15 protein-coding genes are annotated in these 17,787 nt (G+C 67.7%); 5 read left to right on the plus strand and 10 right to left on the minus strand.

What is annotated here, in order from left to right:
- Positions 1-4: 4 nt before the first annotated feature.
- Together NS6_RS03185 and NS6_RS03190 are read right to left on the minus strand one after the other, a co-directional pair.
- Positions 5-1,330: a metallophosphoesterase gene (locus tag NS6_RS03185; protein WP_068036236.1), complete on the minus strand. Its 1,326-nt coding sequence runs from the start codon at positions 1,328-1,330 to the stop codon at positions 5-7.
- Between the two features lie 193 nt (positions 1,331-1,523).
- Positions 1,524-3,572 (minus strand): AMP-binding protein, encoded by a 2,049-nt coding sequence (locus tag NS6_RS03190; protein ID WP_084470692.1) that lies wholly within the window; start codon positions 3,570-3,572, stop codon positions 1,524-1,526.
- Between the two features lie 380 nt (positions 3,573-3,952).
- On the opposite strand from NS6_RS03190, the gene NS6_RS03195 reads away from it, so the two are divergent.
- A complete protein-coding gene (locus NS6_RS03195) occupies positions 3,953-4,180 on the plus strand; it encodes a hypothetical protein (RefSeq protein WP_068036237.1) in 228 nt (75 codons plus the stop codon).
- Between the two features lie 69 nt (positions 4,181-4,249).
- Positions 4,250-5,170 carry an LLM class F420-dependent oxidoreductase gene (locus NS6_RS03200; RefSeq protein ID WP_068036238.1) on the plus strand — a complete coding sequence of 307 codons (921 nt, stop codon included), beginning with the start codon at positions 4,250-4,252 and terminating at the stop codon, positions 5,168-5,170.
- A 40-nt stretch (positions 5,171-5,210) separates the two neighbouring features.
- Here NS6_RS03200 and NS6_RS03205 read toward each other — a convergent pair whose 3' ends face one another.
- The 3 genes from NS6_RS03205 to NS6_RS03215 form a co-directional block, all read right to left on the minus strand.
- The gene (locus NS6_RS03205; RefSeq protein WP_245669110.1) at positions 5,211-6,659 is read right to left on the minus strand and encodes a three-helix bundle dimerization domain-containing protein; all 1,449 of its coding nucleotides are present in this window, start codon (positions 6,657-6,659) and stop codon (positions 5,211-5,213) included.
- Positions 6,660-6,790: 131 nt separating this feature from the next.
- Positions 6,791-8,371: a phytoene desaturase family protein gene (locus tag NS6_RS03210; protein WP_068036239.1), complete on the minus strand. Its 1,581-nt coding sequence runs from the start codon at positions 8,369-8,371 to the stop codon at positions 6,791-6,793.
- Positions 8,372-8,704: 333 nt separating this feature from the next.
- Positions 8,705-10,252, minus strand: a complete 1,548-nt coding sequence (locus NS6_RS03215) for an AIM24 family protein (protein WP_068036240.1) — start codon at positions 10,250-10,252, stop codon at positions 8,705-8,707.
- Between the two features lie 284 nt (positions 10,253-10,536).
- Between NS6_RS03215 and NS6_RS03220 the strand changes: the two genes are divergently transcribed.
- Complete coding sequence (locus tag NS6_RS03220; protein WP_068036242.1) at positions 10,537-10,887, plus strand: hypothetical protein; 351 nt, start codon at positions 10,537-10,539, stop codon at positions 10,885-10,887.
- 143 nt (positions 10,888-11,030) lie between these two features.
- Here the strand turns inward: NS6_RS03220 and NS6_RS03225 are convergent, their stop codons facing one another.
- The 3 genes from NS6_RS03225 to NS6_RS03235 all read right to left on the minus strand — a co-directional run bounded on the left by NS6_RS03225 (position 11,031) and on the right by NS6_RS03235 (position 13,703).
- Positions 11,031-12,224, minus strand: a complete 1,194-nt coding sequence (locus tag NS6_RS03225; protein ID WP_068036244.1) for a cation:proton antiporter — start codon at positions 12,222-12,224, stop codon at positions 11,031-11,033.
- Positions 12,225-12,234: 10 nt separating this feature from the next.
- A complete protein-coding gene (locus NS6_RS03230; RefSeq protein WP_068036246.1) occupies positions 12,235-12,717 on the minus strand; it encodes a cation:proton antiporter regulatory subunit in 483 nt (160 codons plus the stop codon).
- Between the two features lie 110 nt (positions 12,718-12,827).
- A complete protein-coding gene (locus NS6_RS03235; RefSeq protein ID WP_068037772.1) occupies positions 12,828-13,703 on the minus strand; it encodes a bifunctional 5,10-methylenetetrahydrofolate dehydrogenase/5,10-methenyltetrahydrofolate cyclohydrolase in 876 nt (291 codons plus the stop codon).
- 257 nt (positions 13,704-13,960) lie between these two features.
- Between NS6_RS03235 and NS6_RS03240 the strand changes: the two genes are divergently transcribed.
- Complete coding sequence (locus tag NS6_RS03240; protein ID WP_245669111.1) at positions 13,961-14,836, plus strand: YdcF family protein; 876 nt, start codon at positions 13,961-13,963, stop codon at positions 14,834-14,836.
- Here the strand turns inward: NS6_RS03240 and galT are convergent.
- Positions 14,820-15,959, minus strand: coding sequence for a galactose-1-phosphate uridylyltransferase (galT, locus tag NS6_RS03245; protein WP_068036248.1), 1,140 nt, complete (start codon positions 15,957-15,959; stop codon positions 14,820-14,822). The two genes, NS6_RS03240 and galT, sit on opposite strands and share 17 nt — an antisense overlap.
- A gap of 144 nt (positions 15,960-16,103) precedes the next feature.
- Between galT and NS6_RS03250 the strand changes: the two genes are divergently transcribed.
- Positions 16,104-16,727, plus strand: a complete 624-nt coding sequence (locus NS6_RS03250; protein WP_084470697.1) for a DNA hydrolase — start codon at positions 16,104-16,106, stop codon at positions 16,725-16,727.
- Between the two features lie 143 nt (positions 16,728-16,870).
- On the opposite strand, the gene NS6_RS03255 is transcribed toward NS6_RS03250, so the two are convergent.
- On the minus strand, positions 16,871-17,692 hold the full coding sequence (locus tag NS6_RS03255; protein ID WP_068037778.1) for an SDR family NAD(P)-dependent oxidoreductase: 822 nt from the start codon (positions 17,690-17,692) through the stop codon (positions 16,871-16,873).
- Between the last annotated feature and the right edge of the window lie 95 nt (positions 17,693-17,787).

Below are 17,787 nucleotides of genomic sequence, written 5' to 3' on the forward strand. Positions count from 1 at the left end.
GCGGTCAGACTGCCTGCAGCGAAGCGAGTTCCAGCACGGTGATATCCGACGGTGCCGCGACCCGGACCGGCGGCCCCCAGGCCCCGGCACCCCGAGTGACGTACAGCGCCGTAGCACCGTAGAGTTCCAGCCCTGCCACGGTCGGGTTGGCCAATCGCGCCAGCAGGTTTCCCGGCCACAACTGCCCTCCGTGGGTGTGGCCGGACAGTTGCAGGTCCACGCCGTAACGCACCGAATCGTGCACCACCACCGGCTGGTGGGCAAGGAGAACACAGGCACGTTCGCTGTCCCGGCCGTCCAGTGCCGCCGCGAAATCGGGGCCGCGGCCGATGGTGCTGCCCGCGGGATCGTCGACCCCGGCGAGATCGAAATCGGGCAGGCCCACCCGTTCGTTGAGCAGGACCCGCATCCCGAGTTCCCCGACCCGGTCCAGCCAGGCGTCGGCATCGGAGTAGTACTCGTGGTTGCCCGGGACGAAGTAGGTGCCTAACCGGGCACTGAACCCGGCGAGCGGTTCGGTCTCCGCGCGCAGATCCGCAACGCTGCCGTCGGCGAGGTCGCCCACCAGGACGATGAGGTCGGGGCGGGTGTCGTTCACCGTACGGACAACCCGTTCGCAGAATCCACGGCCGAGCGCCGGGCCGAGATGCAGATCACTGACCAGCGCGATCCGCAGGCCGTGTGCCTGGGCGGGAAGTTTGGCCAGCGGTACGGTGACCCGCCGCACCATCGGCCCGTCGAGCACCCCGTAGGTACCGGTACCCACCACCGCTCCCGCCGTGAGAACCGTCGCGCCGGCCGCTATCCGGGAGATGAGCATCCGCCGCGACAGTGGCCCCCGTACCGGTGCCGGCGACACCGGAGATACATCCGGCGGCGGCACCTGGGAGGCCGCCGGCGCCGGCCGGGGCGGCTCCCCGCCGTCTCCGACCGCCGCCCGCACGGGCTCCGGCGCCTGCGCCGCAAGTGCGGGGGCGGCCGCCGGCCGGGGCGCGGCGGTTCCGGCGTCGCGAGTCTCGAGCCCACGCAACAGCAGCGGGCGGATGAGCTCTCCTGCCAGCACACCGATCAGCAGGTAGATGAACAGGGCAGCCCAGATGAAACCCGGCCACGCCGCGAGCCGCCAGAAATCCCAGGTCGCTCCGGCGAACACCGCACCGAACGCACCGCCCATCAGCACCACACCGAGGCCGAGCACCCCGGCGCCGATCGGCCGCCAACTCGAACCCGCTCGCGTGGTGTCGCGGACCAGCCGTCGCCACAGGTACCAGTGCAACCCGGCGAGCACTACCGCCGCGGCGAGCCCTGCGAGCACGGAAACTACTACCACGGAGGATGCCTCTCCCTGACCGATGACCTATGCGGATGCTGAATCTACCCGTGCCCGCTCGGCGGTCCGTGGCCCCCGTTCCCCTTGCCCGCCGCCGCGGCACCGGCGCGCACCGGGTAGACCCGATAGCAACCATGGATTGAACCATGTCAGCGCAACTATCGTCGGTGCCGGCTTCTTCTCGGCATCCGGCTCACGCCGAGCCGCTGATCCCCAGCCCGCCCATACCCGGCGGAAACTCACCGTTGTGCCCGCCCGCCAGTAGCCATTTCAAGATTTTCCCGGTTTCCCCGCGCGGCAGGGCCGGCAGGAAAGTGACGTCCCTGGGCACCGAGAACCGGCTCAGTCGATGCCGAATATAGGTGCGCACCATATCCGGGTCCAGTCCGGACCCTTCGTGTTTCACCACGAAGGCGGCCAGCCGCTGACCGAATTCCGGGTCCGGAACACCGACCACCGCGACCTCACTCACCTGCGGCAGATGCGCGAGGGCCTCTTCCACCGGTCGCGGAAAAACGTTCTCACCGCCGGAGATGATCATCTCGTCGTCGCGGCCGGCGATGAACAATCGCTCGTTGACATCGAAATACCCGATATCACCGGTATCGAGCATGCCGTGTGCCTCGTCCGGCGGCGCGGCGTTCACGTAGCCGTCGAACAGCATGTGATTACCCACGAATATATGTCCGGTGGCGCCGACCGGCACCGGTTTGTGGTCCGGGCCCAATACCGCGACCCGGGTTCCGAGCGGCGGACGGCCCGCGGTGGTGGGTGCGAAACGCAGATCCGCAGGAGTCGCGATGGTGGCCCAGGACACCTCGGTCGATCCGTAGACGTTGTAGAGGATATCGCCGTAGGCGTCCATGAATCGCAGGACCGTGGCTCCGGCCAGCGGTGCCCCGCAACTGATCACATGCCGCAGGCTCGAGGTGTCGTACCGGGCGCGCACCGCAGGCGGGAGATCGAGGATGCGGTTGACCATGGTCGGCACCACGATCATCGTGGTGATCCCGTATTCGGCGACCAGGTGCAGGCAGTCCTCGGCGTCGAAACGTTCCGGCAGGATCACCGTGGACCGCAAGGCCGTGCTGAGCTGCAGACCGGCCAGCCCCCAGGTATGGAAAAGCGGTGCCGGAATGAGCATTGCCGATTCCATTTCGAGCGGAATCCGGGACAACAGCGCCGCGATGGTGGCGAACCCCTTGGGGTGCGGGCGCCGCGCCCCTTTGGGAACCCCGCTCGTTCCGGAGGTGAGAACGATCAGGCGGCCGGGATGGGCCGGTATGCGGAAGTCCTTCTCCCCCATATCGATCAGATCGTCGACGGTGTATCGATCCGGGAACGGTGGCAGTAGATCGGTGGTGAACCGGGGCAGGTCGGCGTGCAGATACTGCACCAGCTCCTCCAGGTCACCATCGACGAACAGGGCCGACAACCGGTGCCGCTGGACGATCTGCTCGATGGTGCGCGCGGCCAGGCCGGCATTGAGCAGGGCCACGTCCACACCGAGTTTCCCGGACGCGACCATGGTTTCGATCATGCCGGCATGGTTGCGCGACAGGAGGCCGACGGCATCGCCGGCTCCGAGACCTACCGCTGCCATGGCCCCGGCGAGCGCGGTGGTGCGTTCGTCCATCTCAGCGAAGGTCCGGGCGCCCCGCTCATCGATCACGGCCGGCCGGTGCGGCGAGTAGGCGGCTCCGGCGGCATAGCCACCCGCCAGGTTGAATCCCCATTTATTCAGTGACAGCAGCTGTTTGACCGCAACCTGCGCGTTGGTTCGCACCACGCCGCTGGCGGTGACCTGCCGCATCACTCCGAAGCTGCGGCGTACCGGCGATGCCTCCCCGTTGGCCACGACCGAGGTGGGGACGCCGCGCACGATATCGGCGATCCGGCGTAAACCCTTGACTGCCCACTCCTGGACGGCGGAATTCGACAGGCCGGCCACGTGCCGGTGCACCCGCCCAGGAGTGAAGAAGGTGACCGCGATCCGGCTGCGATCTCCCTCCCCGGTCAACCGCAGCGCAGCGAAGCTACCGATCTCCGGCACGTGCAGTTCACAACTTTCGTACCAGCGGCCGGTGACCACCCGCACCCGCAGCACCCGGATACCCGCGCCGGGGGTGCCGATACGGAACTCGAAGACCGGCTGGGCTCCTGGAATGTCGAGCCTGGAGCAAGCGCCGATCCCGGTGAATACGCGCGGATAGGTCTGCGGGTCCAGCAGCAGATCCCACATCGCGGCGCGTGCCGCGGGCAGATCCGCGACCACATCGATGACGTCGGTAACCAACTCGTACAACTTCTCGTCGGCCCGCAACGGACAACTGGGTCGGCGGGGAAACCCATCTGTAACGTCGCTCACAATAGCCCGGCGCCCCCGTTATTACCAGCGAGTAGCACCCGCGGCGGGGAGGCTCTGTGACAGGTCACGAAGCGAATTGCCGGATATTCACCACAAAGCCCCGAAAGCCCGCCGACCCCATAATTGGAGGTTGCCCAAAGCTTTCTGCGACAGCAGTGTGAGTGCTCCCAGCCACGGCCCACTCCGGCCACACACCCACTGTGCGCGAATTACATTCGGCGCCGTACAAGCAATGGCGACCCCGGAGGAAGACCATGCCCGAGACCCGGCGCCGAGTGGTCCGCAACCACACCGACGAGATCCTCAACTACTTCGGCAAATGCAAATCATGCGGCTATCCGGCGCATGCGGAGTCCAATCGCCGCATCTACGACACCGGCGAAATCGAAACCCTGGTCATTGCCAGCTGTGATCTGCCGTGCGGCTGGTCCGACCAGGTCTCGCCCACCACGATGACCGGCCCGGCCGCACGCCGGGGCTGACAGTGGTGGTCACCGCCACCGCAGCAGGGCGGCCAGGGCCGCCACCCGGCCGTACGGCACGATAGGCCCATGGAACTGCGTATCTTCACCGAACCGCAGCAGGGCGCGGACTACACGACACTGCTGCGGGTGGCCAGGACCGCGGAGGAACTCGGCTTCGGAGGCTTCTTCCGTTCCGATCACTATCTGCATATGGGATCGGTGGACGGCCTGCCCGGCCCGACCGATGCGTGGATCACCCTGGCCGGCCTGGCCCGCGAGACCAGCAGGATCCGGCTCGGCACATTGGTCACCGCCGCCACCTTCCGGCTGCCGGGACCACTGGCGATCCAGGTCGCGCAGGTGGACCAGATGTCGGGCGGTCGCGTAGAGCTGGGGCTGGGCACCGGCTGGTTCGCCGAGGAACACGCGGCATACGGTATTCCTTTCCCGGACAACAAATTCGACCGATTCGAAGAACAATTGGCGGTGATCACCGGACTCTGGGAGACCGCGCTCGGCGAAACCTTCGATTTCACCGGGAAGTACTACGAACTTCGCCGCTCACCGGCGCTGCCCAAACCGGTTCAGCAGCCCGTTCCGGTGATCGTCGGCGGCCAGGGCCCGAAGCGGACACCGCGGCTGGCGGCACAGTACGCGAGCGAGTTCAATATCCCGTTCCTCTCCGCCGACGAGAGCGCCGCCCAGTTCGAGCGGGTCCGGGCGGCGGTGGCGGCGCAGGGCAGGGCCGCGGACAGCATGGTGTACTCCAACGCGCTCATCGCCTGTGTGGGTACGAGCGAGGCCGAGATCGCCCGCCGGGCCGCCGCGATCGGGCGCGAGGTGGACGAATTGCGCACCAACGGGCTGGCTGGCTCCCCCGCGGAGGTCGTCGACAAGATCGGCCGCTACCGCGAGATCGGCACCGAGCGGATCTATCTGCAGATCCTCGACCTCACCGATCTCGAACACCTGGCGCTCATCGCCAACGAGGTCGCCACCCAATTGTGAAGTCGCCGGTGGGGGACCGTCCGGGCCCCCACCGGCTCCGTCAGTAGGCGCCCGCGACCCCACCGAGCAGATGTTCGAGAGTTTCGTAGGCCGGAATATCGACCACATCGACGAGATCCGGGCTGACCTGCACATCGTGCTCGGTCACCACCTCGTCGAACCGGGCCGCGTCGCCGGTGCGGAACCCGTGTTCGGCGGCCAGCGCCTGCAGATCGGGGTCGGTGTGCAGCAGAGTCCCGATCTCCTCCCCTTCCGGGGCCAGCGGAACCAGGGCGTGCCGGGACAACACCGTCGGTGACGGGTACAGCAGGACCATCTCGTCGCGCAGGCGGCCCGCGACCGCCGCGGCGACGTATTGCGCCTCGTAGATCCAGGTCATCGGAGTCGCACCCATCCCCGCGGTGAGATACTCCTCGAACGGACCTGTGCTCGAGCCCTCGGTGTACCCCTGGGCCAGGAAGAGCCGCTGCAACGTAGGCAGAACATGCCGTTCGGCGGCTGCACCGCGCACCACTGCATGGTCGTTGACCACATAGCCGGCGACCGCCAGATACATGGCCGCCGAATTCGAGGTGCGGATATCGGTCGTGCCGATCAGGATATTCTTCGCGACCGGATAGGTCCGGTTCCCCGCCAGTTCGTCCCACTGCACACCGCGCTGGACCATATCGATATAGGCGGCGAAGTCGAGTGCCGGGACGGGGCCGTCGTATTTCACCGCTCCGGCCGCGTCGAGAAGTTCCACGATGGGCGTGAACGTGGCGATCGCCATCGGCGAATAGAACGGTGTGAACTGGGTCCGCACACCCACTTCGCGCTTCAGTTTCTCGGCCGCCGGCAGGCTGGACGGAAAGGCGAAGGCCTGCCCGGTGAGATCGATCGAGGTGGCGATCTCCCGTGATCCGGCCGCGTTCACCCGGACCTCGAATCCGTGGGCGGCAAAGACGTCCGCGACCCGCGAATCGCCGAAGAACGCAATCTTCTCCGATCCGACGATTCCGGTGACGGCCGTCAGCGACGCCCCCGCAACCGGCGCCGCCGGACGGGTCGCATCGGAGCCTGATCTCGTCCCCGCCCAGGCGGCCGCACCCGCCGCCACCACACCGGCCCCGGCAAGTACGAACAGCCCGCGCCGGCCGGTGGCCGGCGCACGGCCGCGTTCCGTGGAATCGATCCCGCCGGAGCCCATCGCGAGCTCATCGGCCGGCGCCGTGGCGTTGTCCGCCCCGATCGGTGTCGCACTCCCCGGATCTTGCTCGGGCTCCAGCTCGCGGCGCACCGCGCGTTCCACCAGAATGGGTACGAAATCGCGGACGGCGCTGCCGGAGAAACGATCGTGTGTCGTCCGCACCGCGACGCCCACCTCCGCCGCCGAGCGGTCCGGTGAATAGGCGGCGGCCAGCCGGTTCTCCAGTTCGTGAATCGCCTTCAGCTCACGCACAGCCTTGTCGTCGGGGGCCTCACCCTTGGGTGCGGTATCGAGTGCCACGTCATCTCCTCGGCGCCGGACAGCGAAATCGAAACGACCCGCCGGGCCGATCCACAGCCGACAACCCTACCGCCACACCGTATTCGAACACTCCCATGAGCGGGCACGGCAGCCGATTCTCCGACCAGAATTCACCGTGCATTTCCCGGCCGCTGGGCGGCGGTTTCCTCGAGGATCGCCATGGCGGCATTATGCCCGCCGATACCGCTCACGCCACCACCGCGAACGGTTCCGGCACCGCAGCGCAAGATATTGCGGTGCGCGGTATCCACCCCCCAGCGCTGCGCCGGTGTCTCGGCGACGCCGCTGCGATAGGGGAAAGACAGGTCACCGTGGAAGATATGCCCGCCGGGCAGGCGCAGGGTCCGCTGCAGATCGACCGGTGTGGCCACGTCCAGACACGGTGCGCCGCGGGCGTCGCGGGCCAGACAGTCCTGCACCGGTTCGGCCAATACCATGTTCAGCTCGGCCAGAGTGGCGGCGACGGCAGCCTCCTTCGCTGCCTCTGGATCGTCGGCAAAAAGTCTTGCGGGGGTGTGCAAACCGAACAGGGTGAGCGTATGGCGGGTGTCGGGCGCGCCAGGGCCGGCGATACCGGGGTCGGTCAGTGTATGGCAGTAGATCTCCGACGGCGGCGCAGCGGGCATGCGTCCAGCGGCGGCCTCACGATAGGCGCGGTCCAGTTGTTCGTAGGACTCGGCGATATGCAAGGTCCCCGCGAATGCGTCCCGTGGGTCGGTCCCGGAATCCCGCAGACGCGGCAGCCGGTCCAGCACCATATTGATCTTCAGCTGGGCACCTTCGGGTTTCGCATCCACCGGCTCGCCGAGTAACCGTGCCAGTTCGGCCGGCGCCGCGTTCACCAGGACGTACCGGGCGTCGACGCCGGCGGCCGCCGCACCGTCGGTCACGAAACGAACCTGTGCTGTCGCACCGTCGGTGTTCACCTCCACGACCTCGGCGCCCGTCACTACATCCGTCCCGGCCGAACGCGCGCAGGTGAGGAGGGCATCGGTCAGCGCGCCCATACCCCCCACAGGCACGTCCCAGTCGCCGGTGCCCCCGCCGATCACGTGATAGAGAAAGCACCGGTTCTGGGCCAGCGACGGATCATGGGCGTGGCTGAACGTACCGATCAGCGCATCGGTGAACACCACACCGCGCACCAGATCGTCGGTGAAATACTCCTCTATCACCTCGCCCAGCGGTCGCTCGAACAATGCCGCCCAATGCCGCGCACCGACGCGCTGCCGGAGCTCGTCCCGCGTGGGCAGTGGTTCGGTGAGGGTCGGGAACACGGCGCGGGCGACTTCACCGGTCATCGCATAGAACCGCTCCCAGGCCGCGAATTCCCGGTCCGATCCGGTGACGCGGGCGAAACTCTCCCGGGTCGCCGCCGCCGAGTTGTTGTCCACCAGCAGGCCGGTGTTCCCGGTCGGTGTGTAGGACGATATCCGCCGCTTCCGGGTGCGGAATCGTAAACCCAAATCGCGCACGATACGGTCCGGCAGCAGGCTGACCAGGTACGAGTAGCGCGATACCCGGATATCGATCCCCGCGAACAGCTGCGCGGAAACCGCAGCGCCCCCGGTGGTGGCCGCCTGTTCCAGCACGAGTACCGAATGCCCCGCCCGGCCGAGATAGGCAGCCGCGACGAGCCCGTTGTGCCCACCACCCACGATCACCACGTCGTACCGAGCGCTCATCACCATGGGTTGTCGATACCACACTCCGGCGGGCGACGTTGCCGACAGTGTTCAGGGCCGGCCGATACAGCCCACGACCTGCGGCGCTCCGTGTAGTTGGGCGCGCCTGCGCCGGTCCCCCGCAGTCGGTCGCCCGGTTATCCGTCGGCCGACCCCGCCCCCACACCCTCGCGGGCGATCCGGAAACGAACTCCGTTCATCCCCGGCAACTCAGCGCGGTGGCCGTCGCGAAGGCCGAGACCGACCGGCACCGGACAAGCCGCTGCGCGCTCGATCGGTGCCGGGTCGGAGTCACGTTCGTGACACCGTGCACCGCCGGATCCGCACGCAAGCCGAGCGCTAGCCGAGCAGACCGCCCAGCAGACCGCCGCTCTGACCTGCCTCCTGCCCACCACCGGTACCGCCGAGGAGGCCGCCGGGCGGAAGCTCGGACGGCTGCACGATGACGAAACCGCGGCCGGAGAACGAGAGCGTGATTCCCTCGCCGGTGCTGCGGCCGATGAGGCGGCCCAGCCCGAAGGAATCGTTGCGTTTGACCCCGGTCTGCAGGCTCGACGACCAGGCGATGGCCGCCTGCGGATCGGCGAAAGTCGGCTGGTCGACATTCAGCACGACCGGTGTGCCGTGACTGGTGATGGCGATCCGGCCGCGACCGGAGAACACACAGTTGAACAGTCCGGCGTTGCCGGCGACCCCGGCCGCGCCCTGCACCATCCGGATGTCATAGCCCAGGGTCGGATCGAAGGCCAGCACGTTCGACCCGTTGATGGTGAGCCCGTCGGTCCCGTCCAGGTCGATGATGTGTACCTCGGCGGCGCCGTTGGCGAGGAAGAGGTCGCCGCGGCCGGAGACCTTCATCAGCGGCACCCCTTCCCCCGTGAGCCGCTGCTGGATAGCGCGGCCGATGCCGCCGGATCCGAGCGCCTGGAAATGCAGGTCGCCCTGGTAGGCGACCATCGAGCCGGAGCGGACCAGCGTTTCGCCGTTCACCCCGACCTTGATCATCTTGCCGCCTTGTTTCTGGATGCCCATCCCAGAGACTTCGGCATGACGCGGGTCGAACAGCTCGCTGTGCATCGGCTGAGCTCCTTGCTGAGGAAAGTGTGCTGGATTGTGCGGCAGTGCCGCAGGATACGGCTGCTGCGGCGGATAGGGCTGCTGCGGTGGGTGTCCGGGCGCCGGTTGATGCCCCGAAGGATAGGGCGCAGGGTTCGCCGGCGGTAGTACCGGCGGATAGGGAGCCGCCGGCGGCGGATACGCCGGTGCGGGCGGCATACTCGGCGCCGGCGGGGGCGAATACCGTGGCGTCGCCACGGGGTTGGCGACCATGGTCGGATCGGTACGGGACGCCGGAGGCTGTTCCGGTGGTGCGGGCGACGGCGGTACCGGATCGTCGTCCACATTGACCCCGAACTCGGTGGCTATACCGGCCAGGCCGTTGTCATAGCCCTGTCCCACCGCGCGCACCTTCCATGCGCCGGACCGGCGATAGATCTCCACGCACACCACCGCGGTTTCGGTGCTCAACCCGGAGACCGGGAAGGTGAGCGTGCCCTGCGGGCCGGCGATCGTGGCCGTCAGCGATCCCACCGCACCGAAGGCCGGCGGTCCAGTACCGTCCAGGCTCGCGGTGACCACCACCTTCTCGATATCGGCCGGAAGCATCGGCATCTGCACGTCGACCGCGTCCCCGGCTCCCCGGCCGTGACGGTAAATGACACCTGGGCCGACGGGTTGATTGAAGAAGACGAAGTCCCCATCCGACCGGACCTTGCCGTTACCGGCAAGCAGCAGTGCCGAAACATCGACCGCCGCCGAACATGTCACTGTGACGGTCAAGCGGTCACCCGGCGCGGGCCGGTTCTCCCCCGGAGCGAGTGCGGTCACCTCGTATCACCTCGACTCGACGCGTACCGGCACAGTCCGGTCCGCCGAGTTCCCCGGCGCGGGGCCGGGCACTCGTTCGATTTCTGTTCCACACCGACGAGTCTGACCGATTCCGCCCGCGCCGCGCTACCGCAAGACCGGGCTACCTGCCCACGGTCGCCGCTACCTGCGGTGACCCAGAAAACAGCGAAACTGAGAACATTCACAGCAGCAGCACAGCCAACCGACAGATCCCGGCGGCATTCTGGTAGCAGACGAGCGGAACTCGGCCCCGGGAGGAACCCATGGTGGATATCGAGATCACCGGCACCACCGTCACTGTCCAGGTCCGCGGCGCGCACCGGGTGCTGTCGCTGTGCGACCGGATCACCTTCGATCTGGCGAATATCGCGGCGGTGGCCCCCGCCGAACCCGACCTGCGCCCGCCCTGGGTTCGCGCACCCGGCACCTTCTTCCCCGGCGCCATCGCTGCCGGAACCTTCCGGGGCAAGGGCCGGAAGGAATTCTGGGACACACTCTTCGGTGGTAAGGCGGTACGTATCGAGCTCCGCGGCACCGATTACACCCGGCTCGTCGTCGATGTCGAGGACCCGGCTACCGTGCTGCGGTCCCTGTATTCGGCCGCCGCCGCCTGACCGGCGGCCTCCGGTTCGCCGATCGGCCTCCCTCGCCGCGGAGGCCGATCGGCGGATCTCTGGGTACCTCACTGCCGGCCATGTCGCGCGGGGCCGGCGCCGGTCATCTGGTCGACGGCGCTCGTACCCAGCTGTTCGATGGACTATTCATCCGCGGTGTCGGGGGTCGGCTTGGGCTGCCGTGTGACGATCCGCATTACCGGTTCCACCACCCGGGCCGCGACCGGGCCGGCTATGGCCATCAACAAGACGTAGGTCGTGGCCAATGCGGCGAATTCGTTCGGTACGGCTCCGGCGTCCACGGCCAGGCCCGCGATGACGATGGAGAACTCGCCGCGGGCCACGAGTGCGGCGCCGGCGCGAGCGCGCCCCAGCCGCGACGAACCCGCATGACCGGCCGCCCACCAGCCGGTCGCGACCTTGGTCGCGATCGTGATCACCGCGAGCACGACCGCCCACGCCAGTACCGGCGGGATACTCTGTGGATCGGTTTTCAACCCGAACAGCACGAAGAACATGGCAGCGAACAGGTCCCGGAGTGGTTCCAGGATCTTCGTGGCATTGTGCGCGGTGGTACCAGAGATCGCAATACCCAGCAGGAAGGCGCCGACGGCGGCAGATACCTGCAGTTCGGAGGCCACACCGGCCACCAACAGGGCCGAACCGAGCAGTTTCAGCAAGAAGATCTCGTTGTCCTCGCTGGACACGACCGCCGAAACATACTTGCCGAACCGCAACGCCACCACGAGTACGACGGTGACCGCCACCAGGGCAATTGCCAGCGATTTCAGGCCGGCGGCAAAACCCAGGCCGGCCAGGACCGCAGTGAGTACCGGAAGGTAGGCGGCCATCGCCAGGTCTTCGAACACCAGGATCGACAGGATCACCGGAGTCTCGCGGTTACCGAGCCGTCCCAGATCGTTGAGGACTTTGGCGATGATCCCGGACGAGGAGATGTAAGTGACACCGGCCATGGCCAGCGCGCCGGTAGGCCCCAGGCCCAGCAGCAATGCCACGATCACCCCGGGTGTCGTGTTCAAGACGAGATCGAGCAGACCCGCCATCCAGGATCTTCGCATGCCTGTGAAGAGTTCGGCCGCACTGTATTCCAGGCCGAGCAACAGCAGCAGCAGTACGACACCGATCTCACTTGCGAGATGGATGAACCCGTCGGCCTCGTGTAGTTCGAGGAACCCCCCTTCCCCGAATACGAGTCCACCCACCAGATACAAAGGAATCGGAGACATACCGATCCGGGCCGCGATGCGTCCGAGCACTCCGAGCCCGAAAAACACCGCCCCCAGCTGGATTATTGCCAGCGTGGTTGCATGATCCATCGTCTGAAGATCAGCCGTCTTTCAGAATGCTCGCGGCGCTGTCGAGCCCCTCGGAAGTCCCCACCACCACCAGCATATCGCCGCCGGTGAACACGAAATCGGGACCGGGCGACGGCATCGTCTGCCCCGCCCGCAGCACCGCCACGATGGAGACCTTGGTGCGGGTTCGCATCCGCGTCTCCCCCAGTGTCCGCCCATCGTAGGGGGAGTTCTCCCCGACCGGCAACTGCCGTGTGTTCACGCCGTCCATATCGCGGTACTCATTTCGGAGCTGGCCCACCAGCTGCGGTGCCCCGAGGAGATTCGCGAGAGTCCCGGCCTCGGCCTCGGTCATCGGGATCTGCGTGGTGGCATCGGGATCGCCGATCTTGGTGAAGATCAGGTCGATCGCCCCGTCCTTGTGGTCCACCACCCCGATTCGCCGGCGCACGGTGGTGAGTGGAAAATCCTTGCGTACGCCTATCCCAGGCAAGGGGGTCACTTCGACGTTCACAGTGTCACCTTAACTCGACTGTACGACGGTCCGATGGACCGTACTCCCTAGCCCTACCCGAACCGGGCCCGTCGCGAAACCCACGGGCCACAACCCCGGTGGACGGGCCGTCACGCGGGCGCAGTGTCGGCGGTCCGACCGGCCTGTTCTGCCGCGATCACCACATGCCGCATGAGCAGCGCCGTGGTCACCGGCCCGACCCCGCCCGGTACCGGGCTCAGCCCGGCTGCCGTGCCCCGGACCGATTCCGGATCTACATCCCCGACGATCGACCCGTCGGCCGATTCGTTGGTACCCACGTCGATCACCACTGCGCCTGGACCGAGATTCGCGCCGGTCACCAGTCCGATCCGGCCGGCGGCGGCGACAACGATATCGGCGGCGGCGGTCACCGCTGGAAGATCGGTGGTGCGGGAGTGGCAGACGGTGACCGTCGCGTTCTCGGCCAGCAACAGCTGCGCCAGCGGTTTGCCGACGACATTCGAGCGGCCGACAACGGCGACGTGACGGCCTTCGAGCGTGATCCCGTGATGTTTCAGCAGTTCGACCACGGCCTCGGCGGTAGCGGGCGCGAATCCGGCCGATCCGGCGGTGAGCAGGCCCAGCGACAGTGGGCTCACCCCATCCACATCTTTGGTGGCGGCGATGGCCGGGGAGACGTCGTCGAGGCTCACCCCGGCCGGGAGCGGGGTCTGCAGCATGATCGCATCGGTGGCCGGGTCGGCGCTGCGGACGGACAGTTCGGTCCGCAACGTATCGGCCGAGGCATCGGCACCCAGATCGACTGTGTCGCAGTCTATACCGCGGTTGGCGGCAGATTTCTTCAACGAGTTGACGTACCAGGCGCTGGCCGGATCGTCGTTGGCGACGATCAGCGCCAGACGCGGTGCCCGGCCGATCTGTTCGGTGAGGGCCTGCGCCCGTGCGGTCGTCTCCACGTTGAGAGCGGCGGCGAGATCTTTCCCGGTCAGCGATGCGGTATCCACGAGCATCCACCCTAGTGCCGCGACCGGACGCGGCACGCGAGGGCGCCATCCGACACGGCACAGCGGCCGCGAGGGTACCGCCGGATCGACGGTTTGCGGACGCTGCCGGGTTTGAGACATGTCACGTGTCGGACAGCCGCAAATCCGCGGTCGCGGCCCTGTTCGGCCCTATGGTGAATTTCCACGTACCGCAAATCCGTCAGTTCCGACCCGATCACCTACGAGATCCAGCTCCCCCGTGGAAAGGTGTCGCCGTAGTGCACAATCGCAGAGGTCTGCAATATCTGGTGGCGGTCGCCGCCGCCGCAAGTGTGTCTCTCGCCGGTCTTTTCGGCGCGCCCGCTCAGGCAAGCCCTGAAACGGATGCCCTCTACAATTCCGCCCAGCGTCACTTCACCGAAGGTGATTCGAATGCCGGTCGCGCCGTATTGCGTGATCTCATCGGCCGCGACCCGGCCGATGCCGAAGCCCTGTCACTGCAAGCAATCTGGTCCCATTACGCCGGTGACATCCCGGCCATGAACGACGCCATGGGGCGCCTGCGGGCCGTCGACCCGGAGATGGCCGCGGGCACCGACCGCGTCCTGCACGGGATCGGGGCCGGGATCGCCACTCTCCCCAATCCGCTACCGGCCCTGGTCGGACCGCAGACCGGCATCGTGGTCTTCGGTTTCGGATTGCTGCCCGACGGCACGCCCCGGCCCGAACTGGCCGACCGGCTGCAGGCCGCCTGGTTTCAGGCCATCGCCTCACCCTTCTCACCCATCGTCGTGAGCGGATACAACCCCAGCAACGGGATCACCGAGGCCGAGGCCATGCGTAATTGGCTGGTGGGCCGGGGGATTCCGGCCAGCCGGATCCACGTGGAGAACCGGGCCGGTTCCACTGTGCAGAACGCGCTGTACAGTGCGGAAATCCTGCACGGTCTCGGCGCTCACAGCGCGGTAGCGGTCACCTCGCCGAACCATATCCGGCGGGCGGTCGCCGATCTCTACGTCGCCGGAATCCCGGTGGTGGGTGCCACGACCTCGCTGAACCAGCTGGTCTCGCAATTGCCGCCGCCGAGCAAGCAGGCGCAGTACAGCATCTATCTGGACGCGACCCGCACGTTCCAGCTCAGCACCAGTCGCTGATCACCGGCGTGGCGACGGCCGCCCGGATCCGGGCGGCCGTCTCCTCCGGGACGACATCGGCGACGAAGGCACCCATCGCCGCCTCGGACCCGGCCAGATATTTGATCTTGTCCACGTCGCGCCGGATCGAGGTCAGCTGCAGATGTAGCCGGACGGTATCGCGCCCGGTGTGCACCGGCGCCTGATGCCAAGCCGCGATATACGGCGTCGGATCCTCGTACAGGGCATCGATCCCGCGGAGCAATCGCAGATAGAGCGTGACCAGTTCGTCGCGCTCCGCATCGGTCGCCGCGGCAAGATCCGGAATATGCCGGTGCGGCAACAGATGGACCTTGAGCGGCCAGCGCGCCGCGAACGGGACGAACGCCGTCCACATCTCCCCCGCCAGCACCACCCGGTCACCGGCACGTTCGGTCTCCAGGATGCGCGCGAACAGGTCGGGCCCGAGCCTGCGCACGGATTCGAGTACCCGCACGGTCCGCGGCGTCACATAGGGGTAGGCGTAGATCTGGCCGTGCGGATGCGGCAGCGTGACACCGATCGCCTGCCCGCGATTCTCGAAAACGAAAACCTGCTCGATTCCCGGCAGTTCCGACAGCACGGCGGTGCGGTCGGCCCACGCCTCGATCACGGTGCGCGCCCGGCTCGGGGTGAGATCGCCGAAGGACCCTTCGTGTTCGGGGCTGAAACAGACCACCTCGCAGCGTCCGACCGCCACACGTTCCCGGCCGAACCCGAGGTCGCTGATATCGGCGAGGCCGCCCGGCGCCGCCACCGCTCCCGTGCCGTCGCCGGGCAGTGCGGGCCCGAAGGACGGCGAACGATTCTCGAAAACAGCCACATCGTAGAGATCCGGGATCTCCGACGGATTGTCCGCGGTCTGCGGAGCCAAGGGGTCGCGGTCGGCCGGGGGAAGTACCACGCGGCCCTGCCGAGCGGCGGCGATCGAGATCCACTCCCCGTTCAACACGTCCTGGCGCATGATGGCGGTCGGCGGCCGGGGTTCCAGCGGCCGGGTGTCGATCCGGCGTTCGGGTCCGAGCCGGGTATCTGCGTCGTCGTAGTAGATGAGCTCCCGGCCGTCGGCCAGGGTCGCACTGCGCTTCACGATACGGTTCGGCACGCCTTCACGATAACCAGCTGAACAGGCCCCGGCCCTATCTCCGCGACCGGCGGGTCCCCGGCCGTGGCGTGGTGACGACACCCCGGCGTACTGCCCGGCGGCGGACCCGTGGGGCGCGGGGCCCGGATGCGGCAGTATGGGGTCGTGGACCAATCGGCGGTATCGGTGGATGTCGTGGCGTTGCGGTTCTGGACCGCGGACACCGCGGTCGGGTTCGGCATCGCGGCACGCGGCCACGAACCGTTCACGGGCCGGCTCGCGCTCCCGGGGGTGCTGCTGGGCCGGGGCGAACGCCTGGCCGATGCCGCGGCTCGTGCGGTGTCCGCGAAACTCGGTGTCCCGCGCGCGGCCCTCGGGCCGGTCGGGCAGCTGGTGACCTTCGACGAACCGCATCGGGATCCGCGCGGACCCACCCTGTCCATCGTCATGTGGGCGGTGACCGGACCGCACGAGGGGCCGGCACAGTGGGTCTCGTTCGACGAGCCACCGGCCCTGCCCTTCGACCACAACAGCATCGTAGCCACCGCGCGCGGCCTGCTCGCGGGGTTGCTGTGGAAGGATCTCCCGCTCACCCGCGCCCTTCTGGGCGCTCGGTTTCCGGCGACCCGCGCGGTCGATCTCGCCGCCTCACTGGTGGGTGCCCGGCCGGATGCGGCCAATCTCAACCGCACCCTGGCCGGAATCCCCGGACTGGTGAAAACCGGGGAACGGCTCCGTACCAGGGCCACCGGCCGCCCGGCCGCTGTCTGGGCGTTCCGCGACCCGTGACCGTGACGCGACGGTACGCGTAGTCCCCTTCCCCCGGAAGGCAAGCCCGGGTCCGGGACGGCCCGCAGCGAAAGGATCGCCGGAGCAGCCGCTGACGGTGGAGCCGAAGGTGCCGGCCCGCGGCGCCACCTCATCCGGTCCGATCAGCCCGGGGCCGAGCGGCTGAGCTCCTCCCACTCCTGACGCAGCCCGGCCCCGTCCCGTTCCATCTCCTCGACCAGGTCGTAGGACCGGCTGCCGACGATGAGCGCGACGGGCGGATTCGGTACGTCCACCAACCGCATGATTGTTGCCGCGGCGGTGGCCGGATCCGGTCCGGCGTCCTCACCCCACATCGCGGCCATCTCCGCCCGGAGCGCCTCGTACTCCGGGAGGGGATCGGTCGCAGTGGTGCCGGTGGTGAACAGCCCGGTGTCGTAACCTCCCATTTGCAGGCTGGTGACCTTGATCCCGAACGCCGCCACTTCCATCGCCAACGCCTGGCCGAACGAGTCCAGGGCCGCTTTTCCCGCTCCGTAGAATCCGACGGACGCCATTCCCCCACCACTTCCCATCGAGCTCACCTGCAGGATCCGGCCGCCGCCCTGGGCTCGCAGCAGGGGCACCACCGCTTGCGAAACCCATACGGCGCCGAAGAAATTCACCTCGAAATGGGCGCGGATCTGCTCCTCGGTGGACTCTTCCACCATGCCGTACAGCATCCCGCCCGCATTGTTGACCACGATATCGACGCGGCCGAACGCGGCGAAGGCCCGCTCGACCCCGGCGAATACGGCGCTCCGATCCGAGACGTCCAGCGAGAACCGGACGAGGGTGCCGGGGTGGGTGGCGCTCAGGTCGTCCAGCGGACCGGTATCGCGGGCCACCGCGACAACCCGATCGCCCGCAGCCAGTGCGGCTTCCGTGAAAGCCCGGCCCAAGCCGCGCGTGGCGCCGGTGATGAACCAAGTTCGTGCGGTTGCCACGATACCCACCTCCTATTACGAGACGAACCGTCTCGGTTCGTGCCACCGAGTATGCAGCCACGAGCGCCGAAAAGTCAAACGAACCGTTTCGTCTC

Source organism: Nocardia speluncae NBRC 108251, from assembly GCF_001613245.1.
GTDB lineage: Bacteria > Actinomycetota > Actinomycetes > Mycobacteriales > Mycobacteriaceae > Nocardia > Nocardia speluncae.